Annotated in this window: 20 protein-coding genes; 7 read left to right on the top strand and 13 right to left on the bottom strand. The window is 61.4% G+C overall.

Going from position 1 to position 20,508, the window contains the following annotated elements:
• Positions 1 to 20 precede the first annotated feature (20 nt).
• A complete protein-coding gene (locus tag AC3WRD_RS24910; protein ID WP_007954349.1) occupies positions 21 to 188 on the bottom strand; it encodes a rubredoxin in 168 nt (55 codons plus the stop codon).
• A gap of 199 nt (positions 189 to 387) precedes the next feature.
• Here AC3WRD_RS24910 and AC3WRD_RS24905 point away from each other — a divergent pair, with 199 nt between their 5' ends.
• A complete protein-coding gene (locus AC3WRD_RS24905) occupies positions 388 to 939 on the top strand; it encodes a chorismate--pyruvate lyase family protein (RefSeq protein WP_102620665.1) in 552 nt (183 codons plus the stop codon).
• Positions 939 to 1,829 carry a 4-hydroxybenzoate octaprenyltransferase gene (ubiA, locus tag AC3WRD_RS24900; protein ID WP_102620664.1) on the top strand — a complete coding sequence of 297 codons (891 nt, stop codon included), beginning with the start codon at positions 939 to 941 and terminating at the stop codon, positions 1,827 to 1,829. The genes AC3WRD_RS24905 and ubiA overlap by 1 nt, the downstream gene beginning before the upstream one ends.
• A gap of 62 nt (positions 1,830 to 1,891) precedes the next feature.
• Here ubiA and AC3WRD_RS24895 read toward each other — a convergent pair whose 3' ends face one another.
• Positions 1,892 to 2,275: a COG4315 family predicted lipoprotein gene (locus AC3WRD_RS24895; RefSeq protein WP_096817176.1), complete on the bottom strand. Its 384-nt coding sequence runs from the start codon at positions 2,273 to 2,275 to the stop codon at positions 1,892 to 1,894.
• A gap of 151 nt (positions 2,276 to 2,426) precedes the next feature.
• Here AC3WRD_RS24895 and phoB point away from each other — a divergent pair, with 151 nt between their 5' ends.
• The 3 genes from phoB to AC3WRD_RS24880 all read left to right on the top strand — a co-directional run bounded on the left by phoB (position 2,427) and on the right by AC3WRD_RS24880 (position 5,929).
• Positions 2,427 to 3,116 (top strand): phosphate regulon transcriptional regulator PhoB, encoded by a 690-nt coding sequence (gene phoB / locus AC3WRD_RS24890; protein ID WP_003229608.1) that lies wholly within the window; start codon positions 2,427 to 2,429, stop codon positions 3,114 to 3,116.
• Between the two features lie 74 nt (positions 3,117 to 3,190).
• A complete protein-coding gene (gene phoR, locus AC3WRD_RS24885; RefSeq protein ID WP_219737120.1) occupies positions 3,191 to 4,477 on the top strand; it encodes a phosphate regulon sensor histidine kinase PhoR in 1,287 nt (428 codons plus the stop codon).
• A 111-nt stretch (positions 4,478 to 4,588) separates the two neighbouring features.
• Positions 4,589 to 5,929, top strand: coding sequence for a hemolysin family protein (locus AC3WRD_RS24880; RefSeq protein WP_096817174.1), 1,341 nt, complete (start codon positions 4,589 to 4,591; stop codon positions 5,927 to 5,929).
• 6 nt (positions 5,930 to 5,935) lie between these two features.
• Here AC3WRD_RS24880 and AC3WRD_RS24875 read toward each other — a convergent pair whose 3' ends face one another.
• From AC3WRD_RS24875 to AC3WRD_RS24840, 8 genes are all read right to left on the bottom strand, one after another.
• Positions 5,936 to 6,832, bottom strand: a complete 897-nt coding sequence (locus tag AC3WRD_RS24875; protein WP_096817172.1) for a peptidoglycan DD-metalloendopeptidase family protein — start codon at positions 6,830 to 6,832, stop codon at positions 5,936 to 5,938.
• Between the two features lie 185 nt (positions 6,833 to 7,017).
• Entirely contained in the window at positions 7,018 to 7,974 is a 957-nt protein-coding gene (locus AC3WRD_RS24870) for a response regulator (RefSeq protein ID WP_096817171.1), read from the bottom strand.
• Positions 7,975 to 8,164: 190 nt separating this feature from the next.
• The gene (gene phoU, locus AC3WRD_RS24865; protein WP_007954334.1) at positions 8,165 to 8,926 is read right to left on the bottom strand and encodes a phosphate signaling complex protein PhoU; all 762 of its coding nucleotides are present in this window, start codon (positions 8,924 to 8,926) and stop codon (positions 8,165 to 8,167) included.
• A gap of 74 nt (positions 8,927 to 9,000) precedes the next feature.
• Positions 9,001 to 9,834 carry a phosphate ABC transporter ATP-binding protein PstB gene (gene pstB, locus AC3WRD_RS24860; protein WP_065258233.1) on the bottom strand — a complete coding sequence of 278 codons (834 nt, stop codon included), beginning with the start codon at positions 9,832 to 9,834 and terminating at the stop codon, positions 9,001 to 9,003.
• 82 nt (positions 9,835 to 9,916) lie between these two features.
• On the bottom strand, positions 9,917 to 11,587 hold the full coding sequence (gene pstA, locus AC3WRD_RS24855; protein WP_096817169.1) for a phosphate ABC transporter permease PstA: 1,671 nt from the start codon (positions 11,585 to 11,587) through the stop codon (positions 9,917 to 9,919).
• Positions 11,588 to 11,602: 15 nt separating this feature from the next.
• On the bottom strand, positions 11,603 to 13,636 hold the full coding sequence (locus AC3WRD_RS24850) for an ABC transporter permease subunit (RefSeq protein WP_173861303.1): 2,034 nt from the start codon (positions 13,634 to 13,636) through the stop codon (positions 11,603 to 11,605).
• Between the two features lie 424 nt (positions 13,637 to 14,060).
• Entirely contained in the window at positions 14,061 to 15,062 is a 1,002-nt protein-coding gene (locus AC3WRD_RS24845; RefSeq protein ID WP_085731336.1) for a phosphate ABC transporter substrate-binding protein PstS, read from the bottom strand.
• A gap of 168 nt (positions 15,063 to 15,230) precedes the next feature.
• Complete coding sequence (locus AC3WRD_RS24840; protein WP_096817164.1) at positions 15,231 to 16,529, bottom strand: MFS transporter; 1,299 nt, start codon at positions 16,527 to 16,529, stop codon at positions 15,231 to 15,233.
• Positions 16,530 to 17,032: 503 nt separating this feature from the next.
• On the opposite strand from AC3WRD_RS24840, the gene AC3WRD_RS24835 reads away from it, so the two are divergent.
• Together AC3WRD_RS24835 and AC3WRD_RS24830 are read left to right on the top strand one after the other, a co-directional pair.
• Positions 17,033 to 17,437 (top strand): acyl-CoA thioesterase, encoded by a 405-nt coding sequence (locus tag AC3WRD_RS24835; protein WP_003229628.1) that lies wholly within the window; start codon positions 17,033 to 17,035, stop codon positions 17,435 to 17,437.
• Positions 17,438 to 17,496: 59 nt separating this feature from the next.
• A complete protein-coding gene (locus AC3WRD_RS24830; protein ID WP_102620661.1) occupies positions 17,497 to 18,396 on the top strand; it encodes a D-hexose-6-phosphate mutarotase in 900 nt (299 codons plus the stop codon).
• A 48-nt stretch (positions 18,397 to 18,444) separates the two neighbouring features.
• Here the strand turns inward: AC3WRD_RS24830 and AC3WRD_RS24825 are convergent, their stop codons facing one another.
• The 3 genes from AC3WRD_RS24825 to AC3WRD_RS24815 form a co-directional block, all read right to left on the bottom strand.
• On the bottom strand, positions 18,445 to 18,981 hold the full coding sequence (locus AC3WRD_RS24825) for a DUF3299 domain-containing protein (protein WP_096817160.1): 537 nt from the start codon (positions 18,979 to 18,981) through the stop codon (positions 18,445 to 18,447).
• Between the two features lie 90 nt (positions 18,982 to 19,071).
• Complete coding sequence (locus AC3WRD_RS24820) at positions 19,072 to 19,317, bottom strand: GlsB/YeaQ/YmgE family stress response membrane protein (RefSeq protein WP_096817158.1); 246 nt, start codon at positions 19,315 to 19,317, stop codon at positions 19,072 to 19,074.
• Positions 19,318 to 19,423: 106 nt separating this feature from the next.
• Positions 19,424 to 20,506: a 5-(carboxyamino)imidazole ribonucleotide synthase gene (locus tag AC3WRD_RS24815; protein WP_102620660.1), complete on the bottom strand. Its 1,083-nt coding sequence runs from the start codon at positions 20,504 to 20,506 to the stop codon at positions 19,424 to 19,426.
• Between the last annotated feature and the right edge of the window lie 2 nt (positions 20,507 to 20,508).

The raw sequence follows: 20,508 nt of genomic DNA, 5'->3' as shown, positions 1-20,508 counted from the left end.
GCCTTACTCCTTGTGGGTTCTCAGTTGATTTCGATCATTTCGAAGTCCATCTTGCCGACACCGCAGTCCGGGCACAGCCAGTCTTCCGGCACGTCCTGCCACAGGGTGCCCGGCGCGATGCCGTCGTCCGGCCAGCCATCGGCTTCGTTATAGATCAGGCCGCAGACCACACATTGCCACTTCTTCATTCAGGTACTTCCTCAGGGTTCAGGCTTTAGCCGGCGCGGACGGTCGATGGTGCAGCGCTGCCGTCCGGCTCAGGGCGTTTTGTACTGATCGTACCGGCCAGATGCAAGCCTGTTCGGCGCAATGGCGGCCCGGATCAATCAAACTCGCGGTTCGCCATGGTAAGCTCGCCGCCTCATTTGCTGCCAATAATGACTCATTGTGCAACTCAAAAACGCCCCGCTGTGGCGCCTGCAAAGCCACCTGAACCCCCTCCCCGACACGTCCACGCTCGACTGGCTGTTCGACGAAGGCTCCCTGACCCGCCGCCTGACCCGCCTGTCCGATGACGGCTTCAGCGTCACGCCGCTGTTCGAAGGCTGGCAGACCCTGCGCGACGACGAATGCGCGGCGCTGGAGCTGGCCGAAGGCAGCGAAGGCTGGGTGCGCGAGGTGTATCTGCGCGGGCATGGCGAGGCCTGGGTGTTCGCCCGCAGCGTGGCGTCGCGCAGTGCCTTGCAGGGCGATGGATTGCATATGGATGAGTTGGGCAGCCGCTCGCTGGGCGAACTGCTGTTCTGCGATCACGCGTTCCAGCGGCGCGCCATCGAAGTCTGCCATTACCCGGAACACTGGCTGCCCGAGGATTCCCGGGCTCCCGGACTGTGGGGCCGCCGCTCGCGTTTCGACCGTGGTGCATTGAGCGTACTGGTGGCGGAGATTTTCCTGCCTACGCTGTGGGAAGCCGTCCGCACCCGTCCGGAGAACTGCTGATGTATCAAAGCCTGCTCAAATCCCTGAATCGCCTGAACCCGCGTGCCTGGGATTTCATTCAGTTGACCCGGATGGACAAGCCGATCGGCATTTACCTGCTGCTGTGGCCGACGCTCTGGGCCCTGTGGATTGCCGGCAAAGGCTCGCCGTCGCTGGCCAACATCGTGATTTTCGTCCTCGGCGTGGTACTGACCCGCGCCGGCGGTTGCGTGATCAATGACTGGGCCGACCGCAAGGTCGACGGCCATGTGAAGCGCACTGCCGAACGCCCGCTGGCCGCCGGCCGGATCAGTTCGAAAGAGGCGCTGGTATTCTTCGCCCTGCTGATGGGCGTGAGTTTCCTGCTGGTGCTGTGCACCAACGCCGCGACGATCTGGTTGTCGCTGGGTGGCCTGGCGCTGGCGTTCACCTACCCGTTCATGAAGCGCTACACCTATTACCCGCAGGTGGTGCTGGGCGCGGCGTTTTCCTGGGGCATGCCAATGGCGTTCACCGCCGAAACCGGTGAACTGCCGGCGACGGCCTGGCTGCTGTGGATCGCCAACCTGCTGTGGACGGTGGGTTACGACACCTATTACGCGATGACCGACCGCGACGATGACCTGAAGATCGGCGTGAAATCCACGGCGATCCTGTTCGGCGAAGCGGACCGGGTGATCATCCTGACCTTGCAGGCCCTGTCGCTGGGCTGCCTGTTGCTGGCCGGGTCGAAGTTCGAGTTGGGAATGTGGTTCCACCTCGGCCTGCTGGTGGCGGCCGGGTGCTACGCCTGGGAGTTCTGGTACACCCGCAATCGCGACCGGATGCGCTGCTTCAAGGCGTTTTTGCACAACCACTGGGCCGGACTGGCGATTTTCGTCGGGATCGTGCTGGATTACGCGTTGCGCTGACCTCAAAGCATCGCGGCCCGAGGCAATGCCTGCGGGCCGCGATCCAGCTCACTGCCAATGGCTTACTTGTGCTCGTGAACCACGTGCCACACGTCCTTCATGCCATCGCCTTTCATCTCTCCAGGCTTCTCGTCCTTCATGAAGGTGTACAACGGCTTGCCGTCGTAGGCGTATTGCATCATGCCGTCATCACGTTTGATGACCGTCCATTTGCCTTCGGCCTTGGCGCCCGCCGGAGCCATCATCGGTGGCCAGTTCTTGGCGCAATCGCCGTTGCACATCGACTTGCCGCCAGCGTCCTTGTCGAACGTATAAACGGTCATGCCTTTGTGATCGACCATCATGCCGTCTTTCATCATGGCCGGCTCGGCCGCCATCGCCAGTCCAGGAAGAGTCAGGGCGGCAGCCATCAGCAAAGCCTTAAAGGAAGCAGTCATTTGAGTCATGGAAACCTTCTTTTGTGGTTGTCAGGATTCGGACTTAGAGCTTAGTTCAGGATCTGCACAATCGCCGCTGGACTAAAATACTGTCACACGACTGCAATAATTCCGTTATCTAATGCGGCGCAAGACAGTTAAATGACAAGAGGATTAAGGCATGGTTGGCAGGAGCATTCTGATCGTCGACGACGAAGCGCCCATTCGCGAAATGATCGCCGTTGCGTTGGAAATGGCCGGCTATGACTGCCTCGAGGCAGAGAACTCGCAGCAGGCGCACGCCATTATCGTCGACCGCAAACCGGACCTGATCCTGCTCGACTGGATGCTGCCCGGCACCTCCGGCATCGAGCTGGCCCGCCGCCTCAAGCGTGACGAGCTGACCGGGGACATCCCGATCATCATGCTCACCGCCAAGGGCGAAGAAGACAACAAGATCCAGGGTCTGGAAGTCGGCGCCGACGACTACATCACCAAACCGTTTTCCCCACGCGAACTGGTAGCACGCCTCAAGGCCGTGCTGCGTCGCGCCGGTCCGACCGATGGCGAAGCGCCAATCGAAGTCGGCGGCCTGCTGCTCGACCCGATCAGCCACCGCGTGACCATCGACGGCCGTCCGGCCGAAATGGGCCCGACCGAATACCGTCTGCTGCAATTCTTCATGACCCACCAGGAACGTGCCTACACTCGTGGCCAGTTGCTGGACCAGGTCTGGGGCGGCAACGTCTATGTTGAAGAGCGAACGGTCGACGTGCACATCCGACGCCTGCGCAAGGCGCTCGGCGACGCCTACGAAAATCTGGTACAAACCGTGCGCGGCACTGGCTATCGGTTCTCCACCAAGGCCTGAGCCGAGCGCCCTCCCCGCAGACAAGGACCGCATTTTCCGTGAACCAAAACTGGCATGGCACCCTGATTCGCCACATGCTGTTGCTGGTCACCGGCTGCCTGGTGATCGGCCTGATCACCGGCTACTACGGCTGGAGTCTGGCGGCGGGACTGGGCCTGTACCTGGTCTGGACGCTCAAGCAACTGCTGCGTTTGCACGAATGGCTGCGCCTGCACCAACCCGATGAAGCACCGCCCGACGGCTATGGCCTGTGGGGTGAAGTATTCGACAGCATCTACCACCTGCAACGCCGCGACCAACGGGTACGCGGACGCCTGCAAGCGGTGATCGACCGCGTTCAGGAATCCACCGCCGCGCTGAAAGACGCGGTGATCATGCTCGACAGCGACGGCAACCTGGAATGGTGGAACCGCGCCGCCGAAACCCTGCTCGGCCTGAAAACCCCGCAGGACAGCGGCCAACCCGTGACCAACCTGGTTCGCCATCCGCGCTTCAAGGAATACTTCGAGCAGGAAAGCTACGCCGAACCGCTGGAAATCCCCTCGCCGACCAACGATCGCGTACGCATCCAGCTGTACCTCACGCGCTACGGCAACAACGAACACTTGATGCTGGTGCGCGACGTCACGCGCATCCATCAGCTGGAACAGATGCGCAAAGACTTCATCGCCAACGTCTCCCACGAGCTGCGTACCCCGCTGACGGTGATCTGTGGCTACCTGGAAACCCTGCTCGACAACGTCGAGGAAGTGAACCCGCGCTGGAGCCGCGCCCTGCAGCAGATGCAGCAACAGGGCGGCCGCATGCAAACCCTGCTCAACGACTTGCTGCTGCTGGCCAAACTGGAAGCCACCGATTACCCGTCGGACAACCAGCCCGTGCACATCGACACCCTGCTGCAGTCGATCAAGAGCGATGCGCAGCAGTTGTCAGGCTCGAAGAATCAGCGCATCACCCTGGAAGCCGACACCAGCATCCTGCTCAAGGGCAGCGAGGCGGAACTGCGCAGTGCGTTTTCCAACCTGGTGTTCAACGCCGTCAAATACACCCCGGCCGAAGGCAATATCCGCATCCGCTGGTGGGGCGACGACCAGGGCGCGCACCTGAGCGTGCAGGATTCGGGGATCGGCATCGACAGCAAACACCTGCCGCGCCTGACCGAACGCTTCTACCGCGTCGACTCCAGCCGCAACTCCAACACCGGCGGCACGGGCCTGGGCCTGGCCATCGTCAAACACGTGTTGCTGCGCCACCGCGCACGGATGGAGATCAGCAGCGTGCCCGGCCACGGCAGCACATTCACCTGCCATTTCGCCCCGGCGCAGGTCGCCCAGGCACGGGTCATCAGCGCCGCTGAGTAATGCCGGACTAGGCAATCGCCAGGTCAGCCGCTACATTGGCTGACTTGCGCCTGCCTTTCAGGCGCGATTTCTTCTCTCTTACGAATCACACGGAACCCGCAAAACTCCATCATGGACCCTTCCCCTGGCTTGTCCCTCGCTACCATTTTCGCCGATTTCGGCATGATTCTTTTCGCTCTGATCCTGGTTCTGCTCAACGGCTTCTTCGTTGCGGCGGAGTTCGCCATGGTCAAACTACGCTCGACCCGGGTCGAAGCCATCGCTGAACAGCACGGCTGGCGCGGGCACATCCTGCGCACGGTGCACAGTCAGCTCGATGCTTACCTCTCGGCGTGCCAGCTCGGTATCACCCTCGCCTCCCTCGGCCTGGGCTGGGTTGGCGAGCCGGCGTTCGCGCACATTCTCGAGCCGCTGCTGAGCGCGGTCGGCGTGCAGTCGGCCGAAGTCGTCAAAGGCATTTCGTTCTTCACCGCGTTCTTCATCATTTCCTACCTGCACATCGTGGTCGGCGAACTCGCACCCAAATCCTGGGCGATCCGCAAACCCGAATTGCTGTCGCTGTGGACGGCGGTGCCGCTGTACCTGTTCTACTGGGCCATGTACCCGGCGATCTACCTGCTCAACGCCAGCGCCAACACCATCCTGCGCATCGCAGGGCAAGGTGAACCCGGCCCGCATCACGAGCACCATTACAGCCGCGAAGAACTGAAACTGATCCTGCACTCCAGCCGTGGCCAGGACCCGAGCGACCAGGGCATGCGCGTGCTGGCCTCGGCGGTGGAAATGGGCGAGCTGGAAGTGGTCGACTGGGCCAACTCCCGGGAAGACTTGATCACCCTGGAGTTCAACGCCCCGCTGAAAGAAATCCTGGCGATGTTCCGTCGCCACAAGTTCAGCCGTTATCCGGTGTACGACAGCGAGCGCCAGGAGTTCGTCGGCCTGCTGCACATCAAGGATCTGCTGCTCGAGCTGGCGGCGCTGGATCACATCCCCGAGTCGTTCAACCTCGCCGAACTGACCCGTCCGCTGGAGCGCGTATCGCGACACATGCCGCTGTCGCAGCTGCTTGAGCAGTTCCGCAAGGGCGGCTCGCACTTCGCCGTGGTCGAAGAGGCCGACGGCAACATCATCGGCTACCTGACCATGGAAGACGTGCTGGAAGTGCTGGTCGGCGATATCCAGGACGAACACCGCAAGGCCGAACGCGGCATCCTCGCCTACCAGCCGGGCAAGCTCTTGGTACGGGGCGATACGCCGCTGTTCAAGGTCGAGCGCCTGCTGGGGATCGACCTGGATCACATCGAAGCCGAAACCCTCGCCGGGCTGATCTATGAAACCCTGAAACGGGTGCCGGAAGAGGAAGAAGTGCTGGAAGTCGAAGGTCTGCGGATCATCATCAAGAAGATGAAAGGCCCGAAGATCATTCTGGCCAAGGTACTGATGCTCGACTGACGGGGATTACCGCTTGCCCAACGCAAAGTTGGGCAACGCCCCCAGCGGCTGGTTGAACTGATACGGAATCGACACCAACCCCCCACCTGTATTGCGCTGCACCACGAAGTGCAGGTGCGGGCCGCTGCTGTTGCCGGTATTGCCGGACAGCGCCAGCGGACTGCCCACCGCCACTCGCTGCCCTTCCCGCACACCCACCGAACCTTGCTTGAGATGCAGATACACGCCCATCGTGCCGTCGTCGTGCAGCACCCGCACGAAATTGCCGGAAGGATCGGTGCCGCGCCCGCTCTGGGAGTTCTCGGTCTTCACCACCACACCGGCCCGCGCCGCGATGATCGGCGTACCGACCGGCATGGCGATGTCCATCGCGTATTTGTTCTTCGGCCCGTAATGGCTGTAGTCGCCATTGGCACCCTGACTCAGACGGAATGGCCCGCCCCGCCACGGAAACGGATAGCGATAACTCTGAGCCGCGCCAGCGGGGTCACCGAGGGAATACTGGAACATCGGGGTGTACACCAGCGGCTTGCCGCCGGACACCGCCGTCAGCAACGCCAGCCGCGTATTGCTGCGCGCCGGCAACACCCGACGGATCGTTTCCGCGGGAGCGCCACGCACATTGCTCATCCCGGTAAACGCCAGTGCAACCTCGACCGGCGCATACAGGTCGTTGCGCACGAACACCACGTCCGTGCCCTTCTGCTTCTTGATGTCGAGATAGACCTGGCGTTCGAGGCGCTCGACCATCCGGTCCTGAAACACGAACACCTGGGAGCCTTTGCTCGGACGGTCGCTGTACGAAACCACTCCGTTGGCATCGGTGGATTTGTAGATCGTCATGGCCACAGTCGAGGTGGAGGCCATGAGCAGACCACAGAAAAACAGCAGGCGCAGGGGCATGGGCAAAAGTTCTGTCGAGTAAGGCCTGGGAATGAGCCTAGCAGCTGAAGCAGACCAGGCTAGTCGACAGATGTTTCAAATTTGGCACAGCACAAAACAAAAGGTCGCAGCCCAGGGCAGCTCCCGCATCGGAATACCATCCTTTGCGGGGCTGCCCCAGGCTGCGACCTTTTTGGCCGCGACGCTTACGCGCCCGGAACGAAGTGCTTCTGCGCCGTGCCGCGTGCGATCAGGCGGGAGATGTAGTCGAGCTTCTGCGCGTCCTGGTCGACGAAACGGAAGGTCAGTTGCAGCCAGTCGCTGTCGGCTTTCTGCTCATGCGCCACGATGGCGTGCAGGTAGCCGTTGAGGCGGGCGATTTCGGCGTTGTCGCCCTGCTCCAGATCGAGCACGGCGCTGTCGAGGATCTGCGGCAGGGTGTCGGTGCGTTTCACCACCAGCAGCGCTTCCTTGATGCTCAGGGCCTTGATCACGCATTGCTGGGTGCCGCTTGGCAGGCGCAGCTGGCCCTGACCACGACCGCTGGCCGGAGCGGCGGAGGCTGCCGGTGCTTTCACGGGCGGGCTGTTGAGCAGGCCACGCTGTGGCGCGGCGGCAGGTGCCGGGGCCGCGGCAGCAGGCTTGGCGAATGGATTCACAGGTGCTGCCGCCGGTGCGGAACCGATGACCGCGGCCTTGCCGCCCGTCAACGCGCTCAGGGAGTCGTTGCCGAACGCCGAGTTCATCTTGGTCGGGGCGCTGTTCATCAGAGTGTCGAGCTTGCCGACCTTGTTCAAGGCCTGCTTGACCTTGGTCAGCAGTTGCTCGTTGGTGAACGGCTTGCTGACGTAGCCGGAAACGCCGGCCTGAATCGCCTGCACCACGTTTTCCTTGTCGCCACGGCTGGTGACCATGACGAACGGCATGGTCTTGAGATTGTCCTGCTCACGGCACCAGGTCAGCAGTTCGAGGCCGGACATTTCCGGCATTTCCCAGTCGCACAGAACCAGGTCGAACGCTTCCTTGGCCAGCATGGCCTGAGCCTTTTTACCGTTGACGGCGTCCTCGGTGCGGATCCCCGGGAAGTAATTACGCAGGCACTTTTTCACCAGGTCACGAATGAACGATGCATCGTCCACGACCAACACACTGATCTTGCTCATCCAACACCCCTATTAAAATCCCGGCAAGCATAACGCTGGCTGATGGCACATTGCCAAAACTCTTCAGTCACGCCGGGACTTTTCGTTCGCGGGTGCTGCTTTTTAATTCGCTTTTTAACTCGGTTCTGCCTTCTGAAAAGCAGAAACAAAAACGCCCGGCCAAAGGGCCGGGCGCTTTTCTCAGGCAATCTTACTTATCGTCAGCATCGCCCGGAACATTAGCGGTTTCACCACTTGTTCCTTCAACTTCTTCCTTCATGCGCTTGAGGCCCATGTGGCGCACGTCGGTGCCGCGCACCAGGTAAATCACCAACTCGGAGATGTTGCGTGCGTGATCGCCGATCCGCTCCAGCGAACGCAGCACCCAGATAATGCTCAAGACCCGCGAGATAGAGCGTGGGTCTTCCATCATGTAGGTCGCCAGCTCGCGCAGGGCAGTCTTGTATTCGCGGTCGATGATCTTGTCGTACTGCGCCACCGACAACGCCAGATCGGCGTCGAAGCGGGCAAACGCGTCCAGCGCATCGCGGACCATGTTGCGCACCTGGTCGCCGATGTGACGCACTTCGACGTAACCGCGCGGCGCTTCACCTTCTTCGCACAGCTGGATCGCACGACGGGCGATCTTGGTCGCTTCGTCGCCGATGCGTTCCAGGTCGATCACCGACTTGGAGATGCTGATGATCAGACGCAGGTCGGACGCCGCCGGTTGACGACGGGCCAGAATGCGCAGGCATTCTTCGTCGATGTTGCGTTCCATCTGGTTGATCTGGTCGTCGATCTCGCGCACTTGCTGGGCCAGACCCGAGTCGGCCTCGATCAGCGCGGTGACCGCGTCGTTGACCTGCTTCTCGACCAGCCCGCCCATGGCCAGGAGGTGGCTGCGCACTTCTTCCAGTTCGGCGTTGAACTGCGCGGAAATGTGGTGGGTAAGGCCTTCTTTACTAATCATGTTGGCGTCCTTGGAGCGTCCGGTAAGGTGCGGCGGGCCGCAGCGTCAATTCAGTGAGCGACAACCAGTGTCTGCTAGCCGTAACGACCGGTGATGTAGTCTTCGGTCTGCTTCTTGGCCGGATTGGTGAACAGGGTATCGGTGTCGCCGAATTCCACCAGTTTGCCCATGTACATGAACGCCGTGTAGTCGGACACCCGCGCCGCCTGCTGCATGTTGTGGGTCACGATGACGATGGTGAACTTGGACTTGAGCTCGTAGATCAGCTCTTCGACTTTCAGGGTCGAGATCGGGTCGAGGGCCGAGCACGGTTCGTCGAGCAGCAGCACTTCCGGCTCCACGGCGATGGTACGGGCGATCACCAGACGTTGCTGCTGACCACCGGACAGGCCGAGTGCCGAGTCATGCAGACGGTCTTTCACTTCGTCCCACAGGGCCGCGCCTTTCAACGCCCACTCGACGGCTTCGTCGAGGATGCGTTTCTTGTTGATGCCCTGGATGCGCAGGCCGTAGACCACGTTCTCGTAGATGGTCTTCGGGAACGGGTTAGGCTTCTGGAACACCATGCCGACGCGGCGACGCAGCTCGGCCACGTCTTCGCCCTTGCGGTAGATGTTGTTGCCGTAGAGGTTGATCGCGCCTTCGACGCGGCAGCCATCCACCAGGTCGTTCATGCGGTTGAAGGTACGCAGCAGCGTGGACTTGCCGCAGCCGGACGGGCCGATGAAGGCGGTCACGCGCTGTTTCGGAATGTTCATGCTGACGTCGTACAGCGCTTGTTTCTCGCCGTAGAACAGGCTCAGGCCCGGCACTTCGATGGCCACGGTTTCCTGTTCGAGGTTCAGGCTCTGCTTGTCGCGGCCCAGGGCAGACATGTTGATGCCGTGGGTATGTGTTTCGTGCTGCATGGGAGGCTCCCTGTGCTAACAAATTCGGTTCGGTTGGCTGCCGGGAATCAGGCCGGCAGCCCTTCAATTCTTGTAACGGCGATCAGCTGTCCAGCGCCTTGTACTTCTCGCGCAGGTGGTTACGAATCCACACCGCCGACAGGTTGAGCACGGCAATCACCAGCACCAGCAGCAACGCGGTGGCGTACACCAGCGGTCGTGCGGCTTCGACGTTCGGGCTCTGGAAGCCGACGTCATAAATATGGAAGCCCAGGTGCATGATCTTCTGGTCCAGGTGCAGGTACGGGTAGTTGCCATCCACCGGCAGCGACGGCGCCAGTTTCACCACACCCACCAGCATCAGCGGCGCCACTTCACCGGCGGCGCGAGCCACGGCGAGGATCATGCCGGTCATCATGGCCGGGCTGGCCATCGGGATCACGATCTTCCACAGGGTTTCAGCCTTGGTCGCGCCGAGGGCCAGCGAGCCCTCACGCACGGTGCGAGGAATCCGCGCCAGACCTTCTTCGGTGGCCACGATCACCACCGGCACCGCCAGCAGCGCCAGGGTCAACGAAGCCCACAGCAGACCCGGCGTACCGAAGGTCGGTGCCGGCAGCGCTTCCGGGAAGAACAAGCGGTCGACCGAACCACCCAGCACGTAGACGAAGAAGCCCAGGCCGAACACGCCGTAAACGATCGCCGGAACACCCGCGAGGTTGTTCACCGCGATCCGGATGATCCGGGTCAGGGCGTTCTGCTTGGCGTACTCACGCAGGTACACCGCCGCCAGCACGCCGAACGGGGTCACGATCATCGCCATGATCAGGGTCATCATCACGGTGCCGAAGATGGCCGGGAAGATCCCGCCTTCGGTGTTCGCTTCACGCGGATCGTCGGACAGGAATTCCCAGATCTTGCTGAAGTAGAAACCGACCTTGGTGAAGGTGCTCATGGCGTTCGGCTGGTAGGCGTGAACCACCTTGCCCAGACCGATTTCGATTTCCTTGCCGTTGGCATCACGAGCGGTCAAAGCGTCACGGTTGAACTGCGCGTGCAGGTCGGCCAGACGGGCTTCAACGTCTTGATAGCGGGCGTTCAGCTCGGCGCGCTCGGCATCCATGTCCGCTTGCGCGGTGGCGTCGAGTTTGCCTTCCAGCTCCAGTTTGCGACCGTGCAGACGAATGCGCTCGAGACCGGCGTTGATCGCGCCGATGTCGGTTTTTTCCAGCGACTTCAGCTGCGCGGCCAGGCCGTTCACACGGTTGATCCGCGCTTGCAGTTCAGGCCAGGCCGCTTCGCCTTCGGCGATGACCTTGCCGTCCTGTTTGACGTTGACCAGGTAGCCGTAGAAGTTGCCCCACTCGCGACGCTCGATCGCCATCAGCTCTGGCGGCGTAGTCTGGTTGGTCAGCCACTCGCCGACGATCCAGGTGAAGTCGTTGCCGTTCAGGTCACGGTTGCCGACCTTGATCAGCTCGCGAGTCATGAATTCCGGGCCGGCGTCCGGCACCGGCAGACCGGCGCTCTTCAGACGTGCACGCGGCACTTCTTCCTTCTGCACCACTTCGCCGATGACCAGGTGATTGCCCTGGCCCGGGACGTCGTAGCTGGCGTGGATCAGATCCGCCGGCCAGAAGTGACCCAGACCGCGCACGGCAATCACCGCCAGCAGGCCAATGGTCATGATGACCGCGATGGACACCGCGCCACCGCTGATCCAGACGCCCGGGGCGCCGCTCTTGAACCATCCATTCAGGGAGTTCTGTTTCACAGACTTCTACCTTTCTTAAAGCGACGAGTATTTCTTGCGCAGACGCTGACGAATCAGTTCCGCGAGGGTGTTCATGACGAAGGTGAACAACAGCAGCACCAGCGCCGAGAGGAACAGCACGCGGTAGTGGCTGCCGCCGACTTCCGACTCCGGCATTTCCACCGCGACGTTGGCTGCCAGGGTGCGCAGGCCTTCGAACAGGTTCATTTCCATGACCGGGGTGTTGCCAGTGGCCATCAGCACGATCATGGTTTCACCGACCGCACGACCCATGCCGATCATCAGTGCCGAGAAGATGCCCGGGCTGGCGGTCAGGATCACCACGCGCGTCATGGTCTGCCACGGCGTGGCACCGAGAGCCAGCGAGCCCAGGGTCAGGCCGCGCGGCACGCTGAACACGGCGTCTTCGGCGATCGAGTAGATGTTCGGGATCACCGCAAAACCCATGGCCAGACCGACCACCAGTGCGTTGCGCTGGTCGTAGGTGATGCCCAGGTCGTGGGAGATCCACATGCGCATGTCACCGCCGAAGAACCAGTTCTCCATGAACGGGCTCATGTACAGCGACAGCCAGCCCACGAACAGGATTACCGGGATCAGCAGCGCACTTTCCCAGCCATCCGGGACTTTCAGGCGGATCGACTCAGGCAGGCGGCTGAAAGTGAAACCGGCGACCAGGATGCCGATCGGCAGCAGCATCAGCAGGCTGAAAATGCCCGGCAGATGCCCTTCCACATACGGCGCGAGGAACAGGCCGGCGAAGAAGCCGAGGATCACCGTCGGCATCGCTTCCATCAGCTCGATCACCGGTTTGACCTTGCGGCGCATGCCCGGGGCCATGAAGTACGCGGTGTAGATCGCAGCAGCAACGGCCAGTGGCGCAGCCAGCAGCATCGCGTAGAACGCGGCTTTCAGGGTGCCGAAGGTCAGTGGCGACAGGCTCAGTTTCGGTTCGAAATCGGTGTTGGCAGCGGTCGATTGCCAGACGTATTTAGGCTCGTCGTAGTTCTCGTACCAGACCTTGCTCCACAGCGCGCTCCACGAGACTTCCGGGTGCGGGTTGTCGAGCAGCAGCGGTTGCAGCTTGCCGCCGGCCTCGACGATCACACGGTTGGCACGCGGCGACAGACCGAACAGGCCCTCGCCTTCGACCACTTGATCGACCAGCAAGGTGCGGTGCGCGGTGCTGTGGAACACGCCGAGCTTGCCGCTGGCATCCAGGGCCAGGAAGCCCTTGCGACGTTCTTCAGCGGTGATTTCAACGATCGGCGTCTTGCCCATCTGGAAGGTACGGATCTGCTTCAGGCGCAGTTCGCCATCGGTGTCACGAGCCATGAACCACTGGGCCAGGCCACCGGTGGAGTCACCGACGATCAGCGAGATACCGCCCACCAGCTGGGTGGAAGCGGTAACTTGCGCGTCGGCGTTTTCCAGCAGTTTGTAGCGACCGTTGAGGCTCTTGTCGCGCAGGCTGAACACGTCGGCCTGGGCACGGCCGTTGATCACGTAGAGCCATTGCTGACGCGGATCGACGAAGATGTTTTTCACCGGCTCGGTCATCTGCGGCAGATCGATACGCTTCTGCTCGTTGGTGACTTCGCCGGTCATCATGTTTTCTTCGCTGGTCAGCGACAGCACATTGAGTTGCGAACCGGTGGAGCCGACCAGCATCAGGGTCGAGTCGGTGGCGTTGAGGCTGACGTGCTCCAGTGCACCGCCGCTCTCGTTCAGCGCAATCGGCGTCTCGCCGTACGGGAACTCGACCGCCGGGGTGATGGTTTTCTTGCCATCCGGGTAGCTGACTTTATAGGTGTGACGGAACACCAGCGCCTGACCGTTGGACAGGCCCACGGCCACCAGCGGATGACCCGGCTGGTCTTCGCCGATGGAGGTCACACTGGCGCCTGCCGGCAAAGGCAGATCGACGCGCTTCAATTCAGCGCCGCTGTCGATGTCGAAGAACAGCGCCTGGCCCTTGTCGGAAACGCGCATGGCCACCTGATTCTGCTCTTCGAGCGAAATCATCAGCGGCTTGCCGGCGTCCTGCATCCAGGCCGGGGTGATTGCATCTTTCGCGGTCAGGTCAGCGCCCTTGAACAGGGGCGCGACGACGTAAGCGAGGAAGAAGAAGATCAGGGTGATGGCTGCCAGCACCGCCAGACCGCCGACGAGGACGTACCAACGGGTGAAGCGATCCTTGAGCGCGCGAATGCGGCGCTTGCGTTGCAACTCAGGCGTATTGAAGTCAATGCGCTTGGGAGGGTTCGTAGTCATTTTGGAATTGGCCAGATCATTCATGCGCACACCCTAGCGATCCTGTATGACAGAAAGATGACAATGCAGTGACGCACCAAATCCGCCGCCAGCAGGGCACTGGCAGTGGATAAAAGAATTCGGGGAGTGTGGGAGCCGGGCCGCTTGCGGGCCGGGCCCCACACGTGAGTCAGGCGGGGTTCACCCCTGACTCAGTTTGTTACTTTTTTGCGACTTCAGCGCCGCCTTCCTGCAGGCCCAGGTCAGCCAGTGCTTTTGCAGCAACCTTGGCCGGCAGTGGGATGTAGCCGTCTTTCACTACCACTTCCTGGCCCTGTTTCGACAGAACCAGTTTTACGAACTCGGCTTCCAGCGGGGCCAGAGGCTTGTTCGGGGCTTTGTTGACGTATACGTACAGGAAACGGGACAGCGGGTACTTGCCGTTCAGGGCGTTTTCTTCGGTGTCTTCGATGAAATCGGTGCTGCCTTTCTTCGACAGAGCAACGGTTTTCACGCTGGCGGTCTTGTAGCCGATGCCCGAGTAACCGATGCCGTTCAGCGAGGAGCTGATCGACTGCACGACCGAAGCCGAGCCTGGTTGTTCGTTGACGTTAGGCTTGTAGTCGCCTTTGCACAGGGCTTCTTCCTTGAAGTAGCCGTAGGTGCCGGATACCGAGTTACGACCGAACAGTTGAACCGGCTTGTTGGCCAGGTCACCGGTCACGCCCAGGTCACCCCAGGTTTTCACTTCGGCTTTGGCGCCGCACAGACGGGTGGACGAGAAGATCGCGTCAACCTGTTCCATGGTCAGGTGCTGGATCGGGTTGTCCTTGTGCACGAATACAGCCAAGGCGTCCACGGCAACCGGGATAGCGGTTGGCTTGTAGCCGTACTTCTGTTCGAAGGCCGCCAGTTCGGTGTCCTTCATCTTGCGGCTCATCGGGCCCAGGTTGGAGGTGCCTTCGGTCAGCGCAGGTGGCGCGGTGGCGGAGCCAGCGGCCTGAATCTGGATGTTTACGTTCGGGTATTCTTTTTTGTAGTTCTCGGCCCACAAGGTCATGAGGTTGGCCAGGGTATCGGAGCCGACGCTGGACAGGTTGCCCGACACACCAGTGGTCTTGGTGTAGCTCGGGATCGACGGGTCAACAGCGGCGAACGCGTTGGCGGTCGCAACGCCAGCAGCGACAAAAGTCATTGCCGCCATCAAACGCTTCAGTTTCATGCCTTACTCCTAGCAGATAGGGGGTGTTAAGTCGGGGCCAAGTATCAGCAGGCCGTGTGAACACTCTATGGCTGAAATATGACAATTGGATGAAAGGCCAGCATCCCCTGTCGGAGGGCTGGCCTTTCAGTTGTAACCGAACGTGTGAGGCTGATTCAACGGCGTGAATTACCGGCCCTTGCTCCACAACCAGGCGCCGACCAGGATCCCCATCCCGCACAGCACCGCCACGTAATAGGCAGGCCCCATCGCACTTTCTTTGAGCAGCAGGCTGACCACCATCGGGGTCAGGCCGCCGAAGATGGCGTAAGCGACGTTATAAGAGAAGGACAGACCGCTGAAACGCACCACCGGCGGGAACGCCTTGACCATCACGTACGGCACCGCGCCGATGGTGCCGACCAGAAAACCGGTCAGCGCATACAGCGGGAACAGCCAGTTCGGGTGATCGGCGAGGCTGTGATAGAAGGTCCAGGAGCTGATCAGCAAACCCAGGCAACCGAACACGAACACGCGACCGGCACCAAAGCGATCGGCCAATGCACCGGAAATGATGCAGCCCAGGCTCAGGAACACGATCGCCAGGCTGTTGGATTGCAGCGCGGTGGTCGGCGAGAAGTGATAGACCGTCTGCAGCACGGTCGGGGTCATCAGGATCACCACGACGATGCCGGCGGACAGCAGCCAGGTCAGCAGCATCGAAATGGCGATCGCACCGCGATGGTCACGCAGCACCGCGCGCAGCGGCACTTCTTCGGCCAGGGCCTTGCGCTGTTGCAGCTCGGCGAACACCGGGGTCTCGTGCAGCCAGCGGCGCAGGTAGACCGAGAACAGGCCGAACACGCCACCGAGCAGGAACGGGATCCGCCAGGCGTAATCCGAGACTTCCACTGGCGTATAGATGCTGTTGATCGCGGTGGCGACCAGCGAGCCCAGCAGGATGCCGGCGGTCAGGCCGCTGGTCAGGGTCCCGCAGGCGTAACCAATGTGCTTCCCGGGTACGTGTTCGGAAACGAAGACCCACGCCCCCGGCACTTCGCCGCCAATCGCCGCGCCCTGGATGACGCGCATCAACAGCAGCAGGATCGGCGCCCACATGCCGATCTGTGCATAAGTCGGTAGCAGGCCCATGATCAGGGTCGGCACCGCCATCATGAAAATGCTCAGGGTGAACATCTTCTTGCGCCCCAGCAGGTCGCCGAAGTGCGCCATGACGATCCCGCCCAACGGCCGTGCGAGGTAACCGGCGGCGAAGATGCCGAAGGTCTGCATCAGGCGCAGCCACTCGGGCATGTCGGCCGGGAAGAACAACTTGCCGACCACGGTGGCAAAGAACACGAAAATGATGAAATCGTAAAACTCCAGCGCGCCCCCCAGGGCCGATAGCGACAGAGTCTTGTAGTCATTGCGGGTCAACGGTCGTGCGGGTTGGTCGGGCTGCGCGAGGCTCGAGGGCGCTGTGGTCATGGCAAGGTCTTCTCTTATAGTCGGATCTGCCGCCACAACAACGCTGGCTGTGGCTCGGGCAGGTTCGGCACCATAGCAAATTGTTCGAAAAAGCACATAGAGGCGCGTTTTTGACGGTCGAAATGAGAACCGGACGGTCGTCGCGGAGTCTACCGACCGATATACTCGCAATCTTGCTCCCGCTTGTAGGGGGTTGCTGTGCGAAAACGTTGCTGTCATCCGACGCTGTGAGAACGTAGCGAGCGAAAGCAAGACAAGGAAAAAACAGGCGAGGACGCGGAGTTTACGGGTTGTAAATGAGCAGTCCGAGCCTGTTTTTGACGCTGGATTGCTGAGCGCAGTAGTTCTCACAGTGTCGGCAGTCGGTTTCGCAGAGTTTCCCCTTTAGTTGCCTTATGGAAAACGTGACGAACGTAGTATGTTCGGTGCTGAATCGTTTTTCCTGAAGACGGCTACCACCAGCAATACCCAACGAAGAGTCACGGGTCAGAGGCACCCCCGGCATGATAGAGCTCGAACAAGAAGATCCGATCCCGCAAGGCGACCTGGCCCTGCAAATCACCGCGCTTCCTCGCGAAACCAACGGCTTTGGCGATATTTTCGGCGGCTGGCTGGTGGCGCAGATGGACCTGGCCGGCACTGCAATGGCCAGCCGCGTCGCCGGTGGCCGTGTCGCGACCGTTGCCATCGATCGCATGGCGTTTCTGGTGCCGGTGGCTGTCGGCGCGCAATTGTCCTTTTATACCCAGACCCTGGAAATCGGCCGCAGCTCGATCCAGATGATGGTCGAGGTGTGGAGCGACGACCCGCTGTCCAGCGAGTGGCGTAAAGTGACCGAAGCGGTGTTCGTGTTCGTTGCCATCGATGGCAGCGGTCGCACCCGTTCGGTTCCGCCACGCGCACGTTAAACCTCGCGGCCGTTTGAAGGTCGATAGTCGTCCCAAGTTGCTGATTCGAGAGTTGTCCCATGAACACGCCCAACGTTGAAGCCGTGAAACTGGATGAACTGAACTGCTGGCGCATCCGCCACGGTCAGGCCGAAGTGCTGGTCGCCCAGCAAGGCGCGCACATCCTCAGTTATCAGGTGGACGGCCAGCCGCCGCTGATCTGGCTGAACGACAAGGCCGTGTTCAAGACCGGCAAGAGCATCCGCGCCGGCGTGCCGGTGTGCTGGCCGTGGTTCGGCGTCTTTGCCCGCAACCCGCAGAGCGTGCAGACGATGCGTGTCAGCGAGGAACCGGCCGCCGCCCACGGGTTTGTCCGGGCGATGGATTGGGAACTGGGCGGTATCGAAACCGAGGGCGAAAGCCTGAAAGTGGAGTTCAAGCTGCCCTACCCGGAAGGTGGTTTCCCGGGTTGGCCGCATCAGGTCGATCTGACCCTGACCCTGCGCCTCGACGATCAACTGCACATCAGCCTGACCAGCCACAACCGTGGCGCCGACACCGTCAGCATCAGCCAGGCGCTGCACAGTTACTTCGCCGTCAGCGATGTGCGCAACGTGCGCGTCGAAGGCGTGGACGGCCTGGATTACATCGAGACCCTGGATGACTGGAAGACGCACAACCAGCAAGGCGACCTGCGTTTTGCCGGGGAAACCGACCGCATCTACCTCGATGCTCCGCCGCAACTGAGCATCGTCGATCCAGCCTGGGAACGACGCATCGTGCTGACCGCTACCGGTTCACGCACGGCGGTGATCTGGAACCCGTGGATCGACCGCGCCGCCGCGTTCAGCGACATGGACAACGATGGCTGGCAGCGCATGCTGTGCATCGAGACGGCGAACGTGATGGACGATGTGGTGACCCTGGCACCGGAGGCCAGCCACACCATGGGTGTCAGCGTCGGCAGCCAGCCACTCTGAAAACAAAAATCGCAGCCCAAGGGCTGCGATTTTTTTTGCCGCTCGGAATTACAGATCCTTTTCCTGCACCACCCGCACCTTGTCCGCCTCCAGCGCATACGCCGCATCGGCCAGGTCATTGCTGACCTTTTCGATCTTCAGCGTGCCGGTCACCCACAGCGGTGTATAGATGTCGTCCAGCTTCAAACCCTTTGGATAACGCACCAGCACCAGTTGGTTCGGCGGCGGTGGCGGCACGTGGATGCACGCGCCCGGGTACGGCACCAGGAAAAACAACGTGCTGCGGCCCTTGGCGTCGGACTCCAGCGGCACCGGATAACCGCCGATGCGGATGTGTTTGTCGTTCATCGACGCCACGGTCTTGGTCGAGTACATCACCGCCGGCAAACCTTTGGCCTGCTTCATCCCGCCCTTCTCGGTGAAGGTGCCGGTGGCTTCCGGGGAGTTGTGGTCGATTTCAGGCATGGCCTCGAGGGCTTTCTGATCCGACTTGGGCATCAGTTCCAGCCAGTCGGTTTCCGGCAGATCGCCGGCGTGGGCCAGACCGCTGCCCAGCAAAAGGAGAGTCAACAGAAGACGGCGCATGAAGATGCTCGCAGGAAGGAGGAAACAGTCAATCGCCGAGCATTCTAGCCCTCTCCACCGGTTTGGCAGAGAGGGCTTTGTCGCTTTGGATCAGTTCTTTTTGATCAGGCCGTAGATCACCAGCAGGATGATCGCGCCTACCAGCGCACCGATGAAGCCTGCACCCTGGCCCGCGTGATAAATGCCCAGGGCCTGACCGCCGTAAGTGGCTGCCAGCGAACCGCCGATGCCCAGCAGGATGGTCATGATCCAGCCCATGCTGTCATCGCCCGGTTTCAGGAACCGTGCCAGCAGGCCAACGATCAGGCCGATAAAAATGGTTCCGATAATTCCCATGGCATTTCCCTCTGATTGATTGGCTATAGCCTAGCCAGACTTTGGCATCCTGCCATCAGAGAACGGCGGCCCCTAATGGTTCCGCCGCTGCCACATGAAACTGTTGTTACTCGGCGATCAGCGCTTCGACCTTGAGGATCTGCTGCTCGAGCGTCGCCTTGTCCTTGCAGCGCAGGTTGGCGTGACCGACCTTGCGCCCGGCCTTGAAAGCCTTGCCGTAGTGATGCAGGTGGCAATCGTCGATGGCGATGACTTTTTCAACCGGCGGAACGACACCGATGAAGTTGAGCATCGCGCTCTCGCCGACCTTGGCGGTCGAACCCAGCGGCAGACCGGCTACGGCCCGCAGGTGGTTTTCGAACTGGCTGCACTCGGCGCCTTCGGTGGTCCAGTGCCCGGAGTTGTGCACGCGCGGGGCGATTTCGTTGGCCTTGAGGCCACCGTCGACTTCAAAGAACTCGAATGCCATCACGCCAACGTAGTCCAGCTGCTTGAGGACGCGGCTGGAGTAGCCTTCGGCCAGGGCCTGCAACGGGTGATCGGTACTGGCGATCGACAGCTTGAGAATGCCGCTGTCGTGGGTGTTGTGCACCAATGGATAGAACTTCGTCTCGCCATCACGGGCGCGCACGGCGATCAGCGACACTTCGCCGGTGAACGGCACGAAGCCTTCCAGCAGGCAGGCCACGCTGCCCAGCTCGGCGAATGTGCCGACCACGTCTTCAGGCTTGCGCAGGACTTTCTGGCCCTTGCCGTCGTAACCCAGGGTGCGGGTTTTCAGCACGGCCGGCAGACCGATCGAAGCGACGGCGGCGTCCAGATCGGCTTGCGACTGGATGTCGGCGAACGCCGGGGTCGGGATCCCCAGGTCCTTGAACATGCTCTTCTCGAACCAGCGGTCGCGAGCGATGCGCAGGGCTTCGGCGCTCGGGTAGACCGGCACGAATTGCGAAAGGAACGCCACGGTTTCAGCCGGGACACTTTCGAACTCGAAGGTCACCAGATCGACTTCATCGGCCAGCTGACGCAGGTGATCCTGATCGCCGTAATCGGCCCGCAGGTGTTCCCCCAGTGCAGCGGCGCAAGCGTCCGGCGCAGGGTCGAGGAAAGCGAAGTTCATGCCCAGCGGGGTGCCCGCCAAGGCCAACATGCGACCCAACTGGCCGCCACCGATTACACCGATCTTCATCT

It is taken from the genome of Pseudomonas sp. FW215-R2 (genome assembly GCF_058789255.1).
This window is presented reverse-complemented; position numbering and strand designations above follow the sequence as displayed.

Coding starts and splice junctions, on each gene's coding strand:
- AC3WRD_RS24910 (WP_007954349.1), bottom strand. CDS start 188: ATGAAGAAGTGGCAATGTGTGGTCTGCGGCCTGATCTATAACGAAGCC.
- ubiA (WP_102620664.1), top strand. CDS start 939: ATGTATCAAAGCCTGCTCAAATCCCTGAATCGCCTGAACCCGCGTGCC.
- AC3WRD_RS24895 (WP_096817176.1), bottom strand. CDS start 2,275: ATGACTCAAATGACTGCTTCCTTTAAGGCTTTGCTGATGGCTGCCGCC.
- phoB (WP_003229608.1), top strand. CDS start 2,427: ATGGTTGGCAGGAGCATTCTGATCGTCGACGACGAAGCGCCCATTCGC.
- phoR (WP_219737120.1), top strand. CDS start 3,191: ATGCTGTTGCTGGTCACCGGCTGCCTGGTGATCGGCCTGATCACCGGC.
- AC3WRD_RS24880 (WP_096817174.1), top strand. CDS start 4,589: ATGGACCCTTCCCCTGGCTTGTCCCTCGCTACCATTTTCGCCGATTTC.
- AC3WRD_RS24875 (WP_096817172.1), bottom strand. CDS start 6,832: ATGCCCCTGCGCCTGCTGTTTTTCTGTGGTCTGCTCATGGCCTCCACC.
- AC3WRD_RS24870 (WP_096817171.1), bottom strand. CDS start 7,974: ATGAGCAAGATCAGTGTGTTGGTCGTGGACGATGCATCGTTCATTCGT.
- phoU (WP_007954334.1), bottom strand. CDS start 8,926: ATGATTAGTAAAGAAGGCCTTACCCACCACATTTCCGCGCAGTTCAAC.
- pstB (WP_065258233.1), bottom strand. CDS start 9,834: ATGCAGCACGAAACACATACCCACGGCATCAACATGTCTGCCCTGGGC.
- AC3WRD_RS24850 (WP_173861303.1), bottom strand. CDS start 13,636: ATGCAGGACGCCGGCAAGCCGCTGATGATTTCGCTCGAAGAGCAGAAT.
- AC3WRD_RS24845 (WP_085731336.1), bottom strand. CDS start 15,062: ATGAAACTGAAGCGTTTGATGGCGGCAATGACTTTTGTCGCTGCTGGC.
- AC3WRD_RS24840 (WP_096817164.1), bottom strand. CDS start 16,529: ATGACCACAGCGCCCTCGAGCCTCGCGCAGCCCGACCAACCCGCACGA.
- AC3WRD_RS24835 (WP_003229628.1), top strand. CDS start 17,033: ATGATAGAGCTCGAACAAGAAGATCCGATCCCGCAAGGCGACCTGGCC.
- AC3WRD_RS24830 (WP_102620661.1), top strand. CDS start 17,497: ATGAACACGCCCAACGTTGAAGCCGTGAAACTGGATGAACTGAACTGC.
- AC3WRD_RS24825 (WP_096817160.1), bottom strand. CDS start 18,981: ATGCGCCGTCTTCTGTTGACTCTCCTTTTGCTGGGCAGCGGTCTGGCC.
- AC3WRD_RS24820 (WP_096817158.1), bottom strand. CDS start 19,317: ATGGGAATTATCGGAACCATTTTTATCGGCCTGATCGTTGGCCTGCTG.
- AC3WRD_RS24815 (WP_102620660.1), bottom strand. CDS start 20,506: ATGAAGATCGGTGTAATCGGTGGCGGCCAGTTGGGTCGCATGTTGGCC.